The sequence below is a fragment of the Microbacterium sp. NFH-22A-Y genome (assembly GCF_021401375.1).
GTDB lineage: Bacteria > Actinomycetota > Actinomycetes > Actinomycetales > Microbacteriaceae > Microbacterium > Microbacterium hominis.
This window is the reverse complement of record NZ_JACBGF010000003.1, coordinates 517,383-537,630: the sequence shown is the minus strand read 5'-3', so window position 1 is coordinate 537,630 and position 20,248 is coordinate 517,383. Positions and strand designations below refer to the sequence as shown.

The window sequence follows — 20,248 nt, the reverse complement described above, 5'->3', positions numbered from 1 at the left end:
GGACGGTGCGGAAAGTGACGCGCGGAGTACGCGACGGTTTCGCCGACGGGGGAGAGGGGGTCAGGGCCTCGCGGAGCCGGAATCCTTCTCGGGATCGCGGCGGCGCTCGATCGCCCCGAGGGCGAACGGAAGGCCGACGGCGAGGGAGGTCAGCAGGAGGCCTCCGATGAAGACGAGCCCTTCGTACTCGGTGACGTTGAAAGCGAACCCCATGAGGTACATGCCGCCGAGGAACAGGACGAGGTAGAGGACGAACACGGGGGAGTCTCCTTCGGAGGGAAGCGATCACACGCAGGTGATTCGTGTGCGTACTATTAGTGTACTAACTAATGATCTGCGCGGGTGTCATCACGACCCCGCCGGCGACCCCCAGCCGAGATGAGCATGACCGACCAGACTCTCCCTCCCTCCGCAGACTCCGATCTGCGGGGGATGATCGACCACACGCTGTTGACGCCGGAGGCCACCGCCGCCCAGGTCGACGCGCATCTGCGCGAGGCGCTCGACCTCGGTGTCGGCGCGGTGTGCATCCGTCCGACGCTGATTCCCGCCGATGCGTACGGGCTCCGCGTGGTCACGGTGTGCGGGTTCCCGTCGGGTGCCCACGATCCGCGGGTGAAGGCGCTCGAGGCCGAGCTGGCGCTGGCGCGGGGTGCGGACGACATCGACATGGTCGTCGACCTCGGCGCGGTGGCTTCGCACGACTGGGCTGCCGTTCGTCGTGACATCGATGCCGTCCGCGCGGTCGTGCCGAGCGAGAAGACGCTGAAGGTGATCATCGAGTCCGCGGCGCTCTCGGAGGACGAGATCATCCGCTGCAGCGAGATCGGTGCCGAGGCGGGTGTCGACTACATCAAGACGTCGACGGGCTATCATCCCGCCGGCGGGGCCTCGGTATCCGACGTCGCCCTGATCGCACGGATCGTCGGGCCCCACGTCGGGGTGAAGGCGTCGGGCGGCATTCGCACCCGGGCGCAGGCGATGGCGCTCGTGAACGCGGGAGCCTCCCGCCTCGGCGTCTCGTCGACACGCGCGTTGCTCGTCGACGAAGCAACGGATGCCGCAACGGTCGGCGGGGGTGCCGCGTCGTACTGACGCGCCCGGGGGTCGCGCACGGGGCGCTCGGTGGCACCTGTCGCGTTCCCTCTCGGCCTTCTCTTGTAACGCCGATAATGCACATTATGTCAACTCGAAGAGAGCATCCGATGGTCGAGTGGTGTGCGGCGACGGTCGATGGTCGGTGCGGGAGCGGCTTCCGCTGTCAGCCTCGCTACCCTGAACGGATGACGGACTCCCCTGAGACGTGGCGCGCGATCATCGCGGCGTTGCGCGACGACGACGTCCGTGCGGTCCTCGCGGAGACGGCGTCCCCGCCGCGAACGCCACGAGCGCGCGAGCGAGCCCTCGACCGCCTCACGGCTCTCGGCCTGGTGGTGCGCGGCGGCGACGGCATCCGCTTCGACGATGCCCCGCTGCGGGCTCTTCTGGTGGCGCCGCCTCGCCCGCGCGGGCCCGAGCGCTTCCTCGACCACGACGGTCGCATCGACCGGTATCCCTCGCAGCAGGGTGAGCGTGTCGCGCTGCTCCGTCTCGTCACGGAGCGCGCCTTCTCCCCCGGCGTCGTCATGAGCGAGCGCGACGTCAACGAGCGGCTCGAGCCGTACGCGCCGAGCGGCGATGTCGCCGTGCTCCGACGTCACCTGGTCGATCACGGACTCCTCGTCCGCACGCCGTCCGGGTCCGAATACACGCTCGCACGCGAGTAGCGTTGAGGGGTGAGCTCGCCCCGCCTCTCCCCCGCGTCCGTCGGGCCGGATGCCAGAGCCTGGCTCATCTGGGGCGTGGGCGTCGCGGCCTACATGCTCGCCGTGATCAACCGCTCCTCGCTGTCGGCGGTGGGCGTCGACACCGCGCAGCGATTCGGGGCGGATGCCGCGACGCTCTCGATGTTCGCCGTCGTCCAGCTCGCCGTCTACGGCGGCATGCAGATTCCGATCGGCCTCCTGCTCGACCGTTACGGCGCCCGCCCGATCATGACGGCGGGGATGCTGCTCATGGCGGCGGGACAGCTGACTCTCGCCTTCTCCCCCAGCGTCGGCGTCGCGATCTTCGCCCGGATGCTGCTCGGCGCCGGCGATGCGGCGATCTTCCCGGGGGTGCTGCGCCTCGTCGCCGTGTGGTTCCCGGCGCAGCGCGGTCCGCTGATGGGTCAGCTCACCGGACTCGTCGGACAAGCGGGACAGCTCCTGGCCCTCGCCCCGCTCGCCGTGATGCTCCATGCCACGAGCTGGGAGATCGTGTTCGGCGGCATCGCCGGTCTGTGCGTGCTGTTCGGCATCCTGGTGTGGGCCGTCATCCGCAATCATCCGCCCGCGCTGCGCGCCGATGTCTCGGTCGACACCAGCACCGGGGCGATCAGGGTGGTGCGCTCGTCCATGGACACCGGCGTCGGCATCCGCGCCGCCTGGGCGCACCCCGGCACCCGCCTCGCGTTCTGGTCGCACTTCACGGCTCCCTTCGCCGGCACGGCGTTCGTGCTGCTGTGGGGAACGCCCTTCCTGACGGCCGGTGAGGGGCTCAGCGCCGCCCAGTCGGCGGGCGTGCTGTCCACGTACGTCGTCGTGGGCATGGCGCTCGGCCCGATCATGGGCGACATCTCCCGCCGTATCCCGCATCTGCGCTCGCGCGCCCTCGTGCTGCCGGCGGTGGCGACCCAGTTCAGCGTGTGGATGGTGGTCGTCGCCTGGCCCGGACCTGCGCCGCTCTGGCTGCTGTACGCACTGGCGGTCGCTCTCGCGATGGGCGGTCCGGCCTCGATGATCGCCTTCGACCATGCGCGCACGCACAACCCGGCGCACCGGTTGAGCACGGCGACGGGTATCACCAACGTCGGCGGCTTCCTCGCCGCGCTGATCGCGATCTTCGCGATCGGTCTGGCCCTCGACCTGCAGGGCGCGGGTACGCCCGACACCTACCGGCTGGACGCGTTCCGTATCGCCTTCCTGGCCCAGGTGCCGCTGTGGGCGCTCGGATGGACCTTCATCGTCATCGAACGGCGCAAGACCCGGGTTCTTCTGGGCATGGACCCGCCGCGCCGCCCGCGCGCGAAGGGCTGAACGGGGCGAGGGTGAGCGCGCTCAGACGGTGCCGTCGCCGGAGGTGCGCGACTCGGTCTGGGTGATCCGCTCCCCCACCCCGGGCTCGACGGTGCGCGTCACCTGCTGCGTCGAGCGACGACGAAGCAGGAGGACGAGCCCGATGATGAAGACGAGCACACCGGCGCCCATCAGGATGTAGCCGATCATGTCGAGGTCCACGTACGGGACGTCGACGTTCACCGCGAAGACCAGGATGGCTCCGATGACGAACAGCGCGATGCCGGCTCCGATGCTCATGGCGTGCTCCTTGGGTGGCGTTCGGGTGGCGGGATGGGACGTCCCCATCGTGGCCGACCCGTGATCGCGTGCCCATGCCCTTGACAGTCACGGGAGCGCGACGCTAGCGCGGGGCGATCTCCACCCATCCGCCGCCGAACTTCGGCTCGCGTCCATCCCCCGACGACGTTCCGGTCAGCCGCCGGCGCACCCAGGGGCCCAGGTGCTCGCGGACGTAGTCGCGCTGAGCGAGCCGCACGGCATCGGGGATGGCCGGCATGCTCCACCATCCGTCGGGCACTGCCTCGCCCAGGGCGTCGAGCACGCGGGCGGCGACCCGATGGTGGCCGCGGCTGTTCATGTGGAGGCGATCCTCGGACCAGTAGGACGGGTCGGACAGTTCGGCATCGGGCCAGTTGAGGGCGCGGACGACGTCATCACGGTCGCCGACACGGTCGATGACGGCATCCGACATCAGATCGCCCCGCCGCTGGATCAGGCGGCCCATCGGTAGTTGCGCCGACGGGTTCGCGCCCGAGAGGAGGACGAGCGTGACGCCCTCCTCGTCGCAGCGGCGCAGCACCTGGCTGAAGGCGTCGGCGATGTGCGCGATGGACGTCCGCGGGCGCAGCATGTCGTTGCCGCCGCCGTTGAAGGACAGATGCGTCGGCTTCAGCGCCAGTGCCGCCTCCAGCTGCTGGCGCACGATCGGCCAGATCAGCTTCCCGCGGATCGCGAGGTTCGCGTACTGAAGGGGTTCCCCACGCGAGTCGGCCCACCCCTGCGCCGCGAGATCCGCCCAGCCGCGGACCCGGCCGTCGGGAAGCTCGTCGCCGACACCCTCCGTGAACGAGTCCCCGATCGCCACGAAACGCACGTCTGTCACCCGCTCAGCCTACGCCGCGCGTCACCCGACACGTCTCCTTCATTCGTCCCCTGTGGTCGCATCCCTGTGCGCAGAGCGACCACAGGGGACGGATGAAGCGGATGCCGGGGCGTCAGCGGTCGTCGAGGGCGGCGCCGCGGTGGTCGGCCGACCCCCATGCCGCAGCGGCGGCGAGGACGAAGAACGCAGCGAACACCACGAACAGCAGCGGGGCTCCGCCGCCCGCGAGCAGCGGCGGCACGCTCAGCGGTGCGACGATCGACGCGATGCGTCCGACGCCGGCCGCCCATCCGGCTCCGGTCGCGCGCAGCGACGTCGGATAGTTCTCGGGCGTGACCGCGTACAGCGCCCCCCACGCGCCCAGGTTGAAGAACGACAGGGCCATCCCCGCGCCGATGATCATGCCCTCGGTCGATGCGGTTCCGAAGACGACGGCGGCCGCGGCGGATCCGGCGAGGAACACCGAGAGCGTGAGGCGGCGACCCCAGACCTCGATCAACCAGGCCGCCACCGCGTAGCCCGGCAGCTGTGCGAGGGTGATGATCAGCGTGAACCCGAACGACTTCACGAGGCCATAGCCCTGCGCGAAGAGGATCGTCGGCATCCAGATGAAAGCGCCGTAGTAGGCGAAATTGACGCAGAACCAGACGGTCCACAGCGCCGCGGTCCGCACACGGAACTCGCTCGACCAGAGCGCGCGGACGCCTCCCGTGGCGAGTGCGGGGCCGTCCGCCGACCCCGCCGGCGCGTGGCGGCGGTGCCCCCCGCCGAGCACGGGCGACGACTCGAAGCCGGCCGTGATCGCCTCCGCCTGCGCGACGCGCCCGCGGCGCACGAGCCAGCGCGGCGACTCCGGCAGGCCCCAGCGCACCACGAGCGCGTACACGGCCGGAACCGCACCCAGCGCGAACGCCCAGCGCCAGCCGTCGGCGGATGCCGGGACTACGAAGAAGCCGATGAGGGCCGCCGCCGTCCACCCGACGGCCCAGAACGCCTCGAGGATCACGATGAGCCGTCCGCGCATCCGCGCCGGGGCGATCTCGCTCACGTAGGTGCTCGCCACGGGGAGCTCCGCGCCGAGTCCCAGCCCGACCAGCACCCGCAGGGCGATCAGGGCGGCCAGCCCGCCGGCGAGGGCGCTCGCGCCCGTCGCGACGCCGTAGACGAGCAGTGTGATCGCGAACACCGACCGACGGCCGAACCGATCGGCGAGCAGGCCGCCGAGACTCGCCCCGATCGCCATGCCGACGAAGCCCGCCGAGGCGATCCACGACGCCTGCTCCCCCGTCAGCGACCATTGCGCGATGAGCGCCGTCAAGACGAAGGAGACCAGGCCGACATCCATCGCATCCAGTGCCCACCCGAGGCCGCAACCGGTGAGCACCTTCAGGTGCCGACGGGTGAACGGCAGCGCGTCCAGCCTCTCGCCCACGTCGGCGCGCGCCGAGACGCGGGGGGCCGCCGCAGCATCCGTCATGACTGAACCCTTCTCAGGATGCCGCGAGCATCTCGCTCACGAGCGGTGCGACCCGGGTGCCGTACAGCTCGATGGAGTGCATCAGCTTCGCGTGCGACAGGGTGCCGTTCGCGTACTTCAAGTCGAAACGCGTGGCGCCGAGGGTCTTCATCGTGGCCGCGATCTTGCGGGCCACGGTCTCGGGCGAGCCTGCGTAGACGGAGCCCTCGGGCCCGATGTCGTGCTGGAACTGCAGCCGGCTGTATGGCGGCCAGCCGCGCTCGGCGCCGATCGCATTGCGGTTGATCTCCATCGCCGGGTACAACTCGTCCCAGGCCTGGGCGTCGGTGTCGGCGATGTGGCCCGGCGAGTGCACGCCCACCGGCATCGGGGCGGTGTGACCGAACGAGGCGAGCGAGCGGTGGTAGAGATCGACGTAGGGACGGAAGCGGTCCGCGGACCCGCCGATGATCGCGAGCATGAGGCCGTACCCGTACCGCGCGGTGCGCACCACCGACTCCGGCGAGCCGCCGACACCGACCCAGGCGCGGAGACCGTTCTCCGTCTTCGGGTAGACGTCCGCGGCGGTGAGCGACGCGCGTGTCGTCCCCTGCCACGTCACGGGCTTCTCGGTCAGCAGCTGCGAGAAGAGGTCGAGCTTCTCCTCGAACAGCACCTCGTAGTCGCTGAGGTCGTAGCCGAACAGTGGGAACGACTCGATGAACGAGCCCCGTCCGAGGATCACCTCGGCGCGACCGGACGACAGCGCGTCGAGGGTCGCGAAGCGCTCGTAGACACGCACCGGATCGTCGCTGGAGAGCACGGTGACGGCCGTACCGAGATGGATCTTCTCGGTACGGGCCGCCGCCGCGGCGAGCACGAGTTCGGGGCTCGACACCGCGAACTCGTGCCGGTGGTGCTCCCCCACGCCGAAGAACGACAGGCCGACCTGATCGGCCAGCACCGCCTGATCCACGATGTCGCGGATCGTCTGCGCGTCGCTCAGGCGCGTGCCGTCGTCGCCGACCGTGACGTCGCCGAAGGTGTCCAGTCCCAACTCTGCATTCATGTGAATGAGAACCTTCCGCGCGTCGGCCGCATTCCCCGTCAGCCCTGCGCGAGGGCCATCCGCAGGGTGTCGAGACCGACACCGCCCAGTCGCAGCGCCCGCATGTGGAAGCGCTTGATGTCGAAGTCGTCGCCCTCGCGTTCGGCGGTCTCGTCGCGGATCTGCTCCCAGATACGCTGTCCGACCTTGTAGGAGGGCGCCTGACCCGGCCAGCCGAGGTAGCGGTTCACCTCGAACTGGATGAACTCGTCCGACATGTTGACGTTGCGGCGCATGAACTCGAGCGCGAAGTCGGCATCCCAGATGCCCTCGCCGTCGGGGCGCGGCTTGCCCAGGTGCACGCCGATGTCGAGGACGACGCGGGCGGCGCGCATGCGCTGACCGTCGAGCATGCCGAGACGGTCGGCGGGGTCGTCGAGGTAGCCCAGCTGCTCCATGAGGCGCTCCGCGTACAGGGCCCAGCCCTCCGCGTGACCGCTGGAGCCCGCGAGGAGGCGGCGCCAGGAGTTGAGCTCGGCACGGTTGTAGACGGCCTGCGCGATCTGCAGGTGATGACCGGGAACGCCCTCGTGGTAGACCGTCGTCAGCTCGCGCCAGGTGTCGAAGGAGTCGACGCCCTCGGGCACCGACCACCACATGCGACCGGGACGGGAGAAGTCGTCCGTGGGGCCCGTGTAGTAGATGCCGCCCTCGTTGGTGGGCGCGATCATGCACTCCAGGCGACGGATCTGCTCCGGGATGTCGAAGTGGGTCTTGCCGAGCTCCTCGACCGCGCGGTCGCTCGTCGCCTGCATCCACTCCTGCAGCGCGACGGTGCCGCGAAGCTTGCGGGCCTCGTCGTTCTCCAGGAACGCGACGGCCTCCTCGACGCTGGCTCCCGGAAGGATCTCGTTCGCGATGGCCTCCTGCTCGGCGACCATGCGGGCGAGCTCTTCCAGACCCCACTCGTAGGTCTCATCCAGGTCGATGACCGCGCCGAGGAAGCTCCGGGAGTGCAGTGCGTACAGCTCACGACCGACGCCGTCCACCTCGGAGGCCGCGGGAGCGAGCTCGGTGCGCAGGAAGTTCGCGAGCTCGTCGTACGCGACCCGCGCCGCACCGGCATGACCGGACAGCGTCTTGGCGAGCGAGGCGGGCAGCTGCCCCTCGGCGGGGGCGGCATCGGCGGCGAAGGTCGCGAAGAAGCCGTTGTCGGACGTGTACCGCGCGATCTGACCGATGACCTCGGTGACCTGGCGGCGGGCCGGCACGACCCCGGTCGCGATCCCTTCGCGGAGGGTCTCGATGTAGCCGCCGATCGCCTCGGGGATGGCGGACAGCCGCGTGGCGATGACCGACCAGTCGTCGATCGTGTCGGTGGGCATGAGGTCGAAGACGCTGCGCAGCTCCTGAGCGGGCGAGGCGATGACGTTGACGTCGCGCAGGTGGGCGCCCGCCTCGTACAGCGCGATCGAGAGTTCCAGGTCTCCGCTCAGGTCGGCCTTGGTGACGACGTCGACGTCGTCGACCGGCTCGGCGGCCTGCAGGGCGGCGAGGGCGGCGCGCGCGGCGTCCACGCGCGCGGCGGCGCCGGCCAGCGAGTAGTCGTCGAGTCGACCGTTGTGCTCGAAGCGTCCGATGTAGGTGGCCAATCCCGGGGAAAGCTCGGCACAGGTGTCGACCCATGCCTCAGCGATCGCGTCGATCGGCGTGGGGGTACGGGGGGAATCAGTCATTCTTCGAGCCTAATCCCGACACGGCCTCGACGTGGGGCGGGATGCCGACGACCGCGGAACCGGATGCCACCGCGACCGCGCCCTCTCAGTGCCCCGCGATGTCCCAGTTCTCGCCCCGGCCGATCTGGACGTCGAGCGGCACCGACAGCTCCGCGGCGTCGCCCATGCGGTCGTGGACGATCTTCTCGACCGTGTCCCACTCCCCCGGTGCCACCTCCACCACGAGCTCGTCGTGGATCTGGAGCAGGACCCGCGACGCGACGCCCTGCGCGCGGAACTCGTCGTGGATGCGGAACAGCGCGATCTTCATGATGTCCGCGGCGCTGCCCTGGATCGGGGCGTTCAACGCGGCGCGCTCCGCGTTCTCGCGCAGCACACGGTTGGGGCTCGCGAGATCGGGGAAGGGGCGGCGGCGCCCGAAGATCGTCTCCGTGTAGCCGTCGATGCGCGCCTGCTCGACCGAGGAGCGCAGGTAGTCGCGCACCGCGCCGAAGCGGGCGAAGTACTCGGTCATCAGCAGCTTCGCCTCGGACTGCTCGATGCGCAGCTGCTTCGACAGGCCGAACGCGCTCAGGCCGTACACCAGGCCATAGCTCATCGCCTTGACCTTGGTGCGCATGGCGGACGTCACGTCGGCCGGCTCGACGCCGAACACCCGTGCCCCGACGAACCGGTGCAGGTCCTCGCCCGAGTTGAACGCCTCGATCAGACCGGCGTCGCCCGAGAGGTGCGCCATGATGCGCATCTCGATCTGCGAGTAGTCCGCCGTCAGCAGGGTCTCGTAGCCCTCGCCGACCTCGAACGCGGCGCGGATGCGCCGAGACTCCTCGGTGCGGATGGGGATGTTCTGCAGGTTCGGGTCGGTGCTCGACAGACGCCCCGTCTGGCTGCCCGTCTGCACGTACGTCGTGTGGATGCGGCCGTCGGAGCCCGCGGCGCGATCGTTGCCGATCGACGAGTCGAGCGACTCGATGATCTGCCGGAGCTTGGTGGCTTCGCGGTGCTGCAGGAGCAGATCGAGGAACGGATGCGGGTGCGACTCCTGCAGGTCGGCGAGCACCGCGGCATCCGTCGAGTACCCGGTCTTCGTCTTGCGCGTCTTGGGCAGCTCGAGCTGCTCGAACAGCACGTCCTGCAGCTGCTTGGGCGAGCCGAGGTTGACCTCCCGCCCGATCTCCGCGTAGGCGAGCTGGGCCACGGCGTCGGCCCGCGCGCCGAGCTCCGTGGAGAACGCCGAGAGCTTCTCGTGCGAGACGGCGACGCCGGCCAGCTCCATGTCGGCGAGCGTGTCGAGGGTGGGCAGCTCGATCTCGGTCATGACGCGGGCGACGGATGCCGGGATCTGCGCACGCATCTCGTCGGCGACCCGCAGCGCGTACCACGAGAGCTGGCCAGGGGTCGCGCCCTCGGTCTCGGGCACGAGCTGGGTGGGATCCGCCTCGGGGAGCTTCTCGTCGAGGTAACGGTCGACGAGGTCGGACAGCCCCTTGTCGGGGAAGCTCGGACGCAGCAGCCAGCCGGCGAGGATCGGGTCGAAGACGAGCCCCTGCAGGCGCACGCCCGCGCGGCGCAGGGCCTTCACCTGGGGCTTCGCGTCGGCGATGACCTTGGGCGCCGCGCTCTCCAGCCACGGCCGGAGCACGGCCGCCGTGTCGGGCGACCACGTCGTCTCGACGGCGCTGTCGGCCAGGGCGAGTCCGACGCGGGCGGGAAGGCCGGCGTCGGTCGTCACCGTCACGGCGACGTCGGCGGCATCCGGGGTGAGATCGCGGGCGCCGATCCAGGCGGCCAGCGCGGCGGCATCCGCTTCTGCGGGCTTCGGGGCGGCGACCGCGGCCGCGGCGTCGTGGGCGCCCTCGTCGGGGTCGGCGCCGACGGCCTCGAACACGCGCGGGAGGAGGGTGCGGAACTCGAGCCGCGCGAAGATGTCGCGAACGGCCTGCGCGTCGATGGGCTGCACCACGAGGTCGGACGGCTCGACGCCGAGCTCCACGTCGCGAAGGAGCGCGTTGAGTGACCGATTGCGGCGCACGTCGTCGAGATGGTCGCGGAGGTTTCCTCCGACGACACCGGTGATCTTGTCGGCGTTCTCGATGAGCGCATCCAGCGTGCCCCACTGCGTGAGCCACTTCACGGCGGTCTTCTCCCCCACCTTCGGCACGCCGGGCAGGTTGTCGCTCGTCTCGCCGACGAGGGCGGCGATGTCGGGGTAGTTGACCGGCGGGAGGCCGTACTTCTCGACGACCGCGGCGGGCGTGTAGCGCTTGAGCTGCGAGACGCCCTGCACGCTCGGGTAGAGCAGCGTGACGTCGTCGGTGACGAGCTGGATCGTGTCGCGGTCGCCCGAGCACACGAGCACGTCGAAGCCCTCCGCGGCTCCCTGTGTCGCGAGCGTCGCGAGGATGTCGTCGGCCTCGATGCCCTCCTTGGTGAGCACCGGGACGTTCATCGCGGCGAGGCAGTCCTGCAGCAGCGGGATCTGGCCCTTGAACTCCGCCGGCGACTCGGACCGGTTCGCCTTGTACTCCGGATACACGTCGGTGCGGAACGAGTGGCGCGAGGTGTCGAAGGCCACCGCGAGGTGGGTGGGCTGCTCCGCCTTGACGAGGTTGACGAACATCGACAGGAAGCCGTAGATGCCGTTCGTGTGCTGCCCGTCACGGGTCGTGAAGTTGTCGACCGGGAGGGCGAAGAACGCACGGTAGGCGAGCGAATGGCCGTCCACGACGAGAAGGGTAGGCTTTGCGGAGTCCGTCACCCTGCAACTCTAGACGGGGGCATGGACACCGCAGCCTCCGATCCGATCGCTTCCGAAGGTGGATGATGACCGCTGAGAACACCCCCGCCGACCTCGACGGTATGGCCTGGGCGCGGCAGCGCGGGATGGGCGCGCTGGCCGAAAAGATGGGCATCGAGTTCGTCGAGTTCACGATCGAGCGCTCCGTCGCGACCATGCCCGTGGCGGGCAACACGCAGCCCGTCGGCCTGATGCACGGCGGTGCCTACGTCGTGCTCGGCGAGTCGCTGGGCTCGATGGCCGCGAACCTCCACGCCGGGCCGACGCGCCTGGCCGTCGGCGTCGACATCAACGCGACGCACACGCGGTCGGCGACCAGCGGCATCGTGACGGGGGTGTGCACGCCGGTGCACCTCGGACGCAGCATCACGGTGCACGAGATCGTCGTGACCGACGAACAGGGACGGCGATGCTCCACGATCCGGATCACCAACATGATCACGGATCGCCCGGCGGTCTGACCCCCTCAGCGGGGCGCCGAGCCGCGGGAGACCGCGCGCGGCGTCAGGACTTCTTCGGCGAGAGCTGCTCGATGATGGCCTTGGCGACGTCTTGCATCGTCAGGCGACGGTCCATCGACGCCTTCTGGATCCAGCGGAACGCCTCCGGCTCGCTGAGGCCCATCTTCTCGTTGAGCAGCCCCTTGGCGCGGTCGACGAGCTTGCGGGTCTCGAAACGCTCGACCATGTCGGCGACCTCGGCCTCGAGCGTGATGATCTGCTCGTAGCGCGCGAGGGCGATCTCGATCGCGGGCAGCAGGTCGTTCGGCGTGAACGGCTTCACCACGTAGGCCAGGGCGCCGGCCTCGCTGGCGCGCTCGACGAGCTCCTTCTGGCTGAACGCCGTCAGCAGCACGACGGGGGCCACGTGGTTCTTGCTGAGCTTCTCGGCGGCGCTGATGCCGTCGAGCACGGGCATCTTGACGTCCATGATGACGAGGTCGGGGCGCAGCTCGGTGGCGAGCTGGACCGCGGTCTCACCGTCGCCGGCCTCGCCGACGACATCGAAGCCGTTGTCCCGGAGGATCTCGACGATGTCGAGGCGGATCAGCGATTCGTCCTCCGCGACGACGACGCGTCGGGGGGCGGATGCCGTGGGAGTCGTGCTCGGTTCCTGCTCAGTCACCTTTGAATCCTACGGTATGGTCAATCCCGGACGCGCGCCGACGAGCGTCCGCGTGCGCCGGTGTGGCGGAATGGCAGACGCGACCGACTCAAACTCGGTTGTCTTCGGACGTGTGGGTTCGACTCCCACCACCGGCACGGAAGATGCGCAACGCGAAAGGGCGGATGCCGGCAATCCCGGCATCCGCCCTTCGTCGTTCGTGCTGCGACCTACTTCTCCGTCTGGTAGATCGGCGCCTTGCCGTGGACGGCGTCGCCGATCCGGTGCACCCGGATGTCGTTGGTCGAGCCGATGATTCCGGGAGGGGAACCGGAGATCACGACGACCTTGTCCCCTTCCTGGGCGAGGCCCTGGCCGAGGAAGAACTCGTCGACCTGGAGGAACATCATGTCGGTGTGGGCGACGTGCTCGACGAGCGTCGACTGCACGCCCCACGTCAGCGCCATGCGGCGGCGGATCGCCGGGTCGACGGCGAAGGCCATCATCGGGATGCCGGGGCGCAGGCGCGACATACGACGCGCCGTGTCACCGGACTCCGTGAAGATCGCGATGTACTTCGCCTCGATGAACTCGGCGACCTCGTTCGCGGCCAGGGTCAGGATGCCGCCCTGCGTGCGGGGCTTGGCGCTGAACGGACGGATCCGCTCCAGGCCGTGCTCCTCGGTCGACTCCACGATGCGGGCCATCGTCTGCACGGTGACGACCGGATAGTCGCCGACGCTCGTCTCACCCGACAGCATGACCGCGTCGGCGCCGTCGAGCACCGCGTTGGCGACGTCGGACGCCTCGGCGCGGGTGGGGACGGGGGCGTGGGTCATCGACTCGAGCATCTGCGTCGCGACGATGACGGGCTTGGCCATCCGGCGGCACATCTCGACGGCGCGCTTCTGGACGACCGGCACGGCCTCCAGCGGCAGCTCGACGGCGAGGTCGCCGCGGGCGACCATGATGCCGTCGAACGCGTCGATGATCTCCTCGAGGTTGTCCACCGCCTGCGGCTTCTCGATCTTGGCGATCACGGGGACCTTGCGGCCCTCCTCCGCCATGATCTCGTGCACGCGGGTGATGTCGGCCGCGTCGCGGACGAAGGACAGCGCGATCAGGTCGGCACCCGCCTTCAGCCCCCAGCGGAGGTCGGCCTCGTCCTTCTCGGAGAGCGCGGGGACGCTCACGGCGACGCCCGGGAGGTTGATGCCCTTGTTGTTGGACACGGTTCCCGCGACGATGACCTTGGTCGTGACGACCGGACCGTCGACGCTCTCGACCTGGACGCGCACCTTGCCGTCGTCGATGAGGAGGAAGTCGCCGGGCTTGACGTCGCCGGCGAGACCCTTGAAGGTCGTGCCGACGAGATCGCGGGTACCCACGACGTCATCGGTGGTGATGCGGAAGGTCTCCCCGACGGCGAGGTCGTGCGGTCCATCGCTGAACTTGCCGAGACGGATCTTGGGGCCCTGCAGGTCGACGAGGATGGCGACGGCGCGTCCCGCGTCGTCGGCGGCCTTGCGCACGTTGGCGAAGCGGACTTCGTGCTCGGCGTACGAGCCGTGGCTCAGGTTCATTCGGGTGACGTCCACGCCCGCCTCGATGATCGCGCGGATCATCTCGTACGATTCGGTGGCCGGTCCCAGGGTTGCGACGATCTTCGCGCGTCTCACTGAAGACTCTCCGGTCTCTATGGGTTGTTCGGGGTTGATTTCAGCCTACGCGGGCTGAAGGCCGATCGCGACGTCCGTCGGGCGCACCGGTGACGGCAGGCTCGTGCGGCCCATCAGGTACTCGTCGACGGCGGCGGCCGCCGCGCGCCCTTCCGCGATCGCCCAGACGATCAGGGACTGGCCACGGCCGGCGTCTCCGGCGACGAACACGCCGGGCGCGGTCGTCTGGTAGTCATCGCCGCGCTCGACGTTGCCGCGGCCCGTGAACACGGTACCCAGCTGCGACTCGAGCTCGGCGCGCTCGGGGCCGGTAAAACCCATCGCGATGAGGATGAGGTCGGCGGGGATCTCGCGCTCGGTGCCGCTGCGGGGCACACGGCGCCCGTCGGGGAGGTACTCCGTCTCGGCGACGCGGAGCGCGCGCACCTCGCCGGCCTCGTTGCCGAGGAACTCGACGGTGGAGGCCAAGAAGCTGCGCTCCCCGCCCTCCTCGTGCGCCGAGGAGACCTCGAACACCGTCGGCGTCATCGGCCACGGCTGGTGGTCCGGGCGGCCCGCCGGGGGCTGCTTGCCGATCGCCAGGTTGGTCACGCTGAGGGCGCCCTGACGGTGCGCCGTGCCGATGCAGTCGGCACCGGTGTCGCCGCCGCCGATGACGATGACGTGCTTGCCCTCGGCGTGGATCTGGTGGGGCACCTGGTCGCCGGCGACAGCCTTGTTGGACTCGACGAGGTACTCCATCGCGAAGTGCACGCCCGCGAGGTCGCGGCCCGGGATCGCGAGTTCGCGAGGCAGCGTGGAGCCGGTCGCGATGACCACCGCGTCGTAGCGGGCCCGCAGCTCGCTCCAGGTGATGTCGGTGCCGATCTCCACACCGGCGCGGAACCGCGTGCCCTCGTCCTGCATCTGACGCAGGCGCGACTCCAGGTGGCGCTTCTCCATCTTGAAGTCGGGGATGCCGTAGCGCAGCAGGCCGCCGATGCGGTCGTCCCGCTCGTAGACCGCGACGGTGTGACCGGCCCGGGTCAGCTGCTGCGCCGCCGCGAGTCCCGCGGGGCCCGAGCCGACGACGGCGACGGTCTTGCCGGTGAGCCGCGCGGGCGGCTCCGGCTCGACCCAGCCGTTCGCGAACGCCTCGTCGATGACGGAGACCTCGACCTGCTTGATCGTGACCGCGGGCTGGTTGATCCCGAGGACGCAGGCGCTCTCGCACGGCGCCGGGCACAGCCGCCCGGTGAACTCCGGGAAGTTGTTCGTCGCGTGCAGACGCTCGATCGCGGAGCGGCCCTCGCCGCGCCACGTCAGGTCGTTCCACTCCGGGATCAGGTTGCCCAGCGGGCAGCCCTGGTGACAGAACGGGATGCCGCAGTCCATGCAGCGGCCGGCCTGACGACGCAGCACGGCGGAGTCGCCGGGCTCGTAGACCTCTTTCCAGTCCATGATGCGCACGGGAACCGGCCGGCGCGCCGGGAGCTCGCGCTCGGTGGTCTTCAGGAAGCCCTTCGGGTCAGCCACCGGTCACCTCCAGGATGCGGGTCCAGACGACGTCGCCGTCGGGGTCGAGCCCCTCGGCGGCCGCCTCCTGGCGGGTCTGCAGCACCGCGGCGTAGTCGCGCGGCAGGACACGGACGAAGTTCGCGGCCTCGGCCTCGAGATCGTCCAGAAGTGCGGCGCCGAGCGCCGAGTCGGTCTCGGCGACGTGACGCTCGAGCAGGTCGCGGAGGATCTCCACGTCACCGGAGCCCATGTCGAGCAGCTCGAGCTCGCCGGTGGCGAGCGCCTCGCGGTTGACGAGGTCGCGGTCCAGCTTGTAGATGTATGCCGTCCCACCCGACATCCCGGCGCCGAGGTTGCGCCCCGTCGGACCGAGGATGACGGCCAGACCGCCCGTCATGTACTCGAGCGCGTGGTCGCCCACGCCCTCGACGACGGCGGTGGCGCCCGAGTTGCGCACCAGGAAGCGCTCCCCGACCACGCCGCGCAGGAAGAGCGTGCCCTGCGTGGCGCCGTAGCCGATGACGTTGCCCGCGATGACGTTCTGGGCGGCGTCGAAGCTCGCGCCGCGCGGCGGGCGCACGACGATCTCGCCACCGGACAGCCCCTTGCCGACGTAGTCGTTCGAGTCGCCCTCCAGCCGCAGGGTGATGCCCGACGGCAGGAACGCGCCGAAGGACTGGCCCGCGGAGCCCGTCAGGTTGATCTCGATGGTGCCGGACGGCAGGCCGTGCTCGCCGTGGGCGAGCGTCACGCGGTTGCCGAGCATCGTGCCGACCGCGCGCTCCGTGTTGCGGATCGGCAGGTCGATCGAGAAGTGACCGCCGTGGACGATGACGTCCTGTGCGCGCTCGATGAGCTGCACGTCGAAGTGCTCGTCCAGTTCGTGGTCCTGGTCGCGGAGGTGGCGACGGGGCACGTCGGGCGCGAACGCCGGGCCCTCGAGGATGGGCGCGAGGTCGAGTCCGCTGGCCTTCCAGTGGTCGATCGCGCCGTTCATGTCCAGCACCTCGGTGCGCCCGACCGCCTCGTCGATGGAGCGGAAGCCGAGCTCCGCGAGGTACTCGCGCACCTCCTGGGCCAGGAACTCCATGAAGTTGACGACGAACTCGGGCTTGCCCGAGAAGCGGCTGCGCAGCACCGGGTTCTGCGTCGCGACGCCGACCGGGCAGGTATCCAGGTGGCACACCCGCATCATGATGCAGCCCTCGACGACCAGGGCGGTCGTCGCGAAGCCGAACTCCTCGGCGCCCAGCAGCGCCGCGATCACGACGTCGCGGCCGGTCTTGAGCTGACCGTCGGCCTGCACCACGACACGGTCGCGCATGTCGTTGAGCATGAGCGTCTGCTGCGTCTCGGCGAGCCCCAGCTCCCACGGGGTTCCCGCGTGCTTGAGCGAGTTCAACGGGCTCGCGCCCGTGCCGCCGTCGTGCCCCGAGACGAGGATGACGTCGGCGAGGGCCTTGGCGGTGCCGGCGGCGACCGCGCCGATGCCGGACTGGCTCACGAGCTTCACGTGCACGCGGGCCTTGGGGTTCGCGCGCTTGACGTCGAAGATGAGCTGCTTGAGGTCTTCGATCGAGTAGATGTCGTGGTGCGGCGGCGGCGAGATGAGCCCGACGCCGGGCGTCCCTCCGCGGGTGCGGGCGATCCAGGGGTACACCTTGCCCGGGGGCAGCTGCCCGCCCTCGCCGGGCTTCGCGCCCTGGGCGAGCTTGATCTGGATGTCGTCCGCGTGCGTGAGGTACATGCTCGTCACGCCGAACCGGCCCGACGCCACCTGCTTGATGGCGCTACGGCGCTCGGGGTCCAGCAGACGGTCGACGTCCTCGCCGCCCTCCCCCGTGTTCGACTTGGCGCCGATCGAGTTCATCGCGATCGCGAGCGTCTCGTGCGCCTCCTTCGAGATCGACCCGTAGCTCATCGCGCCGGTGGAGAACCGCTTCACGATGGAGGAGACCGGCTCGACCTCGTCGATCGGCACGGGCGGGCGCACGCCGGTCTTCAGCTTGAACATCCCGCGCAGGGTCTTCAGCTCGGCCGCCTGGTCGTCGACGAGCTTCGTGTACTCGCGGAAGATGTCGTACCGACGGGTCCTGGTCGCGTGCTGCAGCCGGAACACCGTGTCGGGGGTGAACAGGTGGGGCGCGCCGTCCCGGCGCCACTGGTACTCACCGCCGGTCCAGAGGCGCTCGTGCGCGCGGACCGCGCCGTCCTCGGGGTAGGCGTAGTCGTGGCGAGCCTGGTTCTCGGCGGCGATCTCGCGGACGCCGACGCCGCCGAGCTTGGTCTCGGTGCCGGTGAAGTACTTCTCGATGAGCTCCTCCGACAGGCCGACGGCCTCGAAGACCTGCGAGCCCGCGTAGGACGAGACGGTCGAGATGCCCATCTTCGACATGATCTTCAGCACGCCCTTGCCGAGCGCGTAGATGAGGTTCTTGACGGCCTTCTCGGGCGTGATGCCGGTGATGAAGCCGGCGCGGACGAGATACTCGACCGTCTCCATCGCGAGGTAGGGGTTCACCGCCGAGGCCCCATAGCCGATGAGGGTGGCGACGTGGTGCACCTCGCGGACGTCGCCGGCCTCCACGACGAGGCCGACCTTCATCCGGTTCTCCTTGCGGATGAGGTGGTGGTGCACGGCCGACAGCATGAGCAGTGACGGGATCGGCACGAGGTCCTTGTTCGAGTCGCGGTCGCTCAGGATGATGAACTCGGCACCGTCGGCGATCGCGGCATCCACTTCGGCGGAGATCTCGTCGAGGCGACGCTCGAGGGCGTCCTCGCCGTGCTCGAGGTGGTAGAGGCCGCGGATCGTCACGGAGCGCCGTCCGGGCAGGGCCTTGTCGATGTTCTGGAGCTTCGCCAGCTCGTCGTTGTCGATCACCGGGAAGTCGAGCGTGATCGTCCGCGTGTGCTCGGGACCCCACTCGAGGAGGTTGCGCTCGGGGCCCAGGCCCAGGGCGAGCGAGGTGACGACCTCTTCGCGGATCGAGTCCAGCGGCGGGTTGGTGACCTGCGCGAACTGCTGCACGAAGTAGTCGAACAGCAGACGAGGCCGCTTGCTGAGCACGGCGATCGGGGTGTCCGAGCCCATGGCGCCCAGCGGCTCCGCACCGTTCTGGCCCATCGGGGTCAGGAGGATGCGGACCTCCTCCTCCGTGTAGCCGAAGGTGCGCTGGCGGCGCGTGATGGAGGCGATCGGATGCACGATGTGCTCCCGCTCCGGCAGTTCCTTCAGGCGCACGCGGCCGGCGTCCAGCCACTCCTGCCACGGCTGCAGAGCCGCCAGCTCGGCCTTCACCTCGTCGTCCTCGATGATGCGACCCTGCGCGGTGTCCACGACGAACATGCGGCCCGGGCGCAGGCGTCCGCGGCGCTTGATGCGCTCGGGCGCGAAGTCGAGCACACCGGTCTCGCTGCCGATGACGACCAGTCCGTCGGTCGTCTCGGTCCAGCGGCCGGGGCGCAGGCCGTTGCGGTCGAGCGTCGCGCCGACGAGCGTGCCGTCGGTGAAGATGAGCGCGGCCGGGCCGTCCCACGGCTCCATCTGCATGGAGTGGTACTCGTAGAACGCACGCAGATCCGGTGCGATGTCGGCCTGCTTCTCGTAGGCCTCCGGCACCATCATCATGATCGCGTGCGGCAGGCTGCGTCCCGTCAGGGTGAGCAGTTCGAGCACCTCGTCGAAGGATGCCGAGTCGCTCGCGCCCTCGGTGCAGATCGGAAGCAGCGGGCGGATGTCGCCGATCAGCTCGGACTCGAGCTGCGACTGACGTGCGCGCATCCAGTTGCGGTTGGCGCCGACGGTGTTGATCTCGCCGTTGTGGGCCAGCATGCGCAGCGGCTGCGCGAGGGGCCACGACGGGAACGTGTTGGTCGAGTAGCGCGAGTGCACGACCGCCAGCTCGCTCTGGAAGCGCTCGTCCTGCAGGTCGGGGTAGAACGGCTCGAGCTGGAGCGTCGTGACCATGCCCTTGTAGCCGAGCGTGCGCGCGCTGAGCGACACGAAGTAGGCGTCGTGCTCGCGACGGGCCCGCTTGCGCAGGCGGTAGACGCGCCGGTCGAGCTCGATCCCGCTGAGCGCGGGGGCGTCGCCCACGGCGGGGCGCGACACGAAGAGCTGCTCGAAGTGGGGACGGGCCTCGTAGGCCAGCTTGCCGAGGTGCTCCTGCTCGGTCGGGACGTCGCGCCAGCCGAGCACCGTCAGGCCCTCGGTCTCGGCGATGCGCTCGACGCCCGCCTTGATGTCGGCGCGGGCCGCCTCGTCGAGCGGGAGGAACGCCATGCCGGCGGCGTACTCCCCCACCGGCGGCAGGTCGAAGTCGACGACGGCGCGCAGGAACGCGTCGGGCATCTGCGTGAGGATGCCGGCGCCGTCGCCCGTGCCGGCGTCGGAGCCGATCGCGCCGCGGTGCTCGAGGTTGCGCAGCGCCGTCAGCGCCAGCTCGACGATGTCGTGGCCCGGCTCGCCGCGGAGCGTGGCGACCATCGCGAGGCCGCAGGCATCCTTCTCGAAGGCCGGGTTGTACATCCCCTGCTTGGCGGGGAAGCCGGATGCGGGGCGCATCACGGGCTGTTCGTGGGTCTCTTCACGACGGGGGCTCGAAGCCATGGCAACCGTCCTCATGGTCAAACTGATCGGGGACGACGTCGGCCCTGGGCATTCAGCGG

At 69.9% G+C, this 20,248-nt stretch carries 15 protein-coding genes and 1 tRNA gene; 5 read left to right on the top strand and 11 right to left on the bottom strand.

Annotated elements, in window-relative coordinates; all coding sequences use genetic code 11:
* Positions 1–60: 60 nt before the first annotated feature.
* Positions 61–258: a hypothetical protein gene (locus L0965_RS13585; RefSeq protein ID WP_101306420.1), complete on the bottom strand. Its 198-nt coding sequence runs from the start codon at positions 256–258 to the stop codon at positions 61–63.
* Positions 259–384: 126 nt separating this feature from the next.
* Between L0965_RS13585 and deoC the strand changes: the two genes are divergently transcribed.
* From deoC to L0965_RS13570, 3 genes are all read left to right on the top strand, one after another.
* The gene (deoC, locus tag L0965_RS13580; protein ID WP_101306419.1) at positions 385–1,095 is read left to right on the top strand and encodes a deoxyribose-phosphate aldolase; all 711 of its coding nucleotides are present in this window, start codon (positions 385–387) and stop codon (positions 1,093–1,095) included.
* 188 nt (positions 1,096–1,283) lie between these two features.
* Entirely contained in the window at positions 1,284–1,766 is a 483-nt protein-coding gene (locus tag L0965_RS13575; protein WP_101306418.1) for a DUF2087 domain-containing protein, read from the top strand.
* Between the two features lie 9 nt (positions 1,767–1,775).
* On the top strand, positions 1,776–3,116 hold the full coding sequence (locus tag L0965_RS13570; protein WP_101306417.1) for a nitrate/nitrite transporter: 1,341 nt from the start codon (positions 1,776–1,778) through the stop codon (positions 3,114–3,116).
* 21 nt (positions 3,117–3,137) lie between these two features.
* Here the strand turns inward: L0965_RS13570 and L0965_RS13565 are convergent, their stop codons facing one another.
* From L0965_RS13565 to polA, 6 genes are all read right to left on the bottom strand, one after another.
* Entirely contained in the window at positions 3,138–3,395 is a 258-nt protein-coding gene (locus L0965_RS13565) for a DUF6458 family protein (RefSeq protein ID WP_060958637.1), read from the bottom strand.
* 103 nt (positions 3,396–3,498) lie between these two features.
* Complete coding sequence (locus L0965_RS13560) at positions 3,499–4,260, bottom strand: SGNH/GDSL hydrolase family protein (RefSeq protein ID WP_174524648.1); 762 nt, start codon at positions 4,258–4,260, stop codon at positions 3,499–3,501.
* 112 nt (positions 4,261–4,372) lie between these two features.
* Positions 4,373–5,737 (bottom strand): MFS transporter, encoded by a 1,365-nt coding sequence (locus tag L0965_RS13555; protein ID WP_101306416.1) that lies wholly within the window; start codon positions 5,735–5,737, stop codon positions 4,373–4,375.
* 13 nt (positions 5,738–5,750) lie between these two features.
* On the bottom strand, positions 5,751–6,785 hold the full coding sequence (locus tag L0965_RS13550) for an LLM class flavin-dependent oxidoreductase (protein WP_101306415.1): 1,035 nt from the start codon (positions 6,783–6,785) through the stop codon (positions 5,751–5,753).
* A gap of 38 nt (positions 6,786–6,823) precedes the next feature.
* On the bottom strand, positions 6,824–8,500 hold the full coding sequence (locus L0965_RS13545; protein ID WP_101306414.1) for a DUF885 domain-containing protein: 1,677 nt from the start codon (positions 8,498–8,500) through the stop codon (positions 6,824–6,826).
* A gap of 85 nt (positions 8,501–8,585) precedes the next feature.
* Positions 8,586–11,258, bottom strand: a complete 2,673-nt coding sequence (gene polA, locus L0965_RS13540) for a DNA polymerase I (RefSeq protein ID WP_101306413.1) — start codon at positions 11,256–11,258, stop codon at positions 8,586–8,588.
* 65 nt (positions 11,259–11,323) lie between these two features.
* Here polA and L0965_RS13535 point away from each other — a divergent pair, with 65 nt between their 5' ends.
* Positions 11,324–11,758, top strand: a complete 435-nt coding sequence (locus L0965_RS13535; RefSeq protein WP_060958850.1) for a hotdog fold thioesterase — start codon at positions 11,324–11,326, stop codon at positions 11,756–11,758.
* A gap of 43 nt (positions 11,759–11,801) precedes the next feature.
* Here L0965_RS13535 and L0965_RS13530 read toward each other — a convergent pair whose 3' ends face one another.
* A complete protein-coding gene (locus tag L0965_RS13530) occupies positions 11,802–12,422 on the bottom strand; it encodes an ANTAR domain-containing response regulator (protein ID WP_060958632.1) in 621 nt (206 codons plus the stop codon).
* 56 nt (positions 12,423–12,478) lie between these two features.
* On the opposite strand from L0965_RS13530, the gene L0965_RS13525 reads away from it, so the two are divergent.
* Positions 12,479–12,559: transfer RNA gene (locus L0965_RS13525), tRNA-Leu, on the top strand.
* Positions 12,560–12,631: 72 nt separating this feature from the next.
* On the opposite strand, the gene pyk is transcribed toward L0965_RS13525, so the two are convergent.
* Genes pyk through gltB form a run of 3 tightly spaced genes read right to left on the bottom strand, consistent with a single transcriptional unit; the run spans position 12,632 to position 20,189 of the window.
* Positions 12,632–14,080, bottom strand: coding sequence for a pyruvate kinase (gene pyk, locus L0965_RS13520; RefSeq protein WP_060958631.1), 1,449 nt, complete (start codon positions 14,078–14,080; stop codon positions 12,632–12,634).
* Positions 14,081–14,125: 45 nt separating this feature from the next.
* Entirely contained in the window at positions 14,126–15,595 is a 1,470-nt protein-coding gene (locus tag L0965_RS13515; RefSeq protein ID WP_101306412.1) for a glutamate synthase subunit beta, read from the bottom strand.
* A complete protein-coding gene (gltB, locus tag L0965_RS13510; RefSeq protein WP_061781741.1) occupies positions 15,588–20,189 on the bottom strand; it encodes a glutamate synthase large subunit in 4,602 nt (1,533 codons plus the stop codon). The genes L0965_RS13515 and gltB overlap by 8 nt, the downstream gene beginning before the upstream one ends.
* Between the last annotated feature and the right edge of the window lie 59 nt (positions 20,190–20,248).

What these genes read in the sequence shown, in the direction of transcription:
- L0965_RS13535 (WP_060958850.1), top strand. Translation starts at nt 11,324, where the DNA reads ATGACCGCTGAGAACACCCCCGCCGACCTCGACGGTATGGCCTGGGCG.
- L0965_RS13545 (WP_101306414.1), bottom strand. Translation starts at nt 8,500, where the DNA reads ATGACTGATTCCCCCCGTACCCCCACGCCGATCGACGCGATCGCTGAG.
- L0965_RS13550 (WP_101306415.1), bottom strand. Translation starts at nt 6,785, where the DNA reads ATGAATGCAGAGTTGGGACTGGACACCTTCGGCGACGTCACGGTCGGC.
- L0965_RS13565 (WP_060958637.1), bottom strand. Translation starts at nt 3,395, where the DNA reads ATGAGCATCGGAGCCGGCATCGCGCTGTTCGTCATCGGAGCCATCCTG.
- L0965_RS13555 (WP_101306416.1), bottom strand. Translation starts at nt 5,737, where the DNA reads ATGACGGATGCTGCGGCGGCCCCCCGCGTCTCGGCGCGCGCCGACGTG.
- gltB (WP_061781741.1), bottom strand. Translation starts at nt 20,189, where the DNA reads ATGGCTTCGAGCCCCCGTCGTGAAGAGACCCACGAACAGCCCGTGATG.
- deoC (WP_101306419.1), top strand. Translation starts at nt 385, where the DNA reads ATGACCGACCAGACTCTCCCTCCCTCCGCAGACTCCGATCTGCGGGGG.
- L0965_RS13575 (WP_101306418.1), top strand. Translation starts at nt 1,284, where the DNA reads ATGACGGACTCCCCTGAGACGTGGCGCGCGATCATCGCGGCGTTGCGC.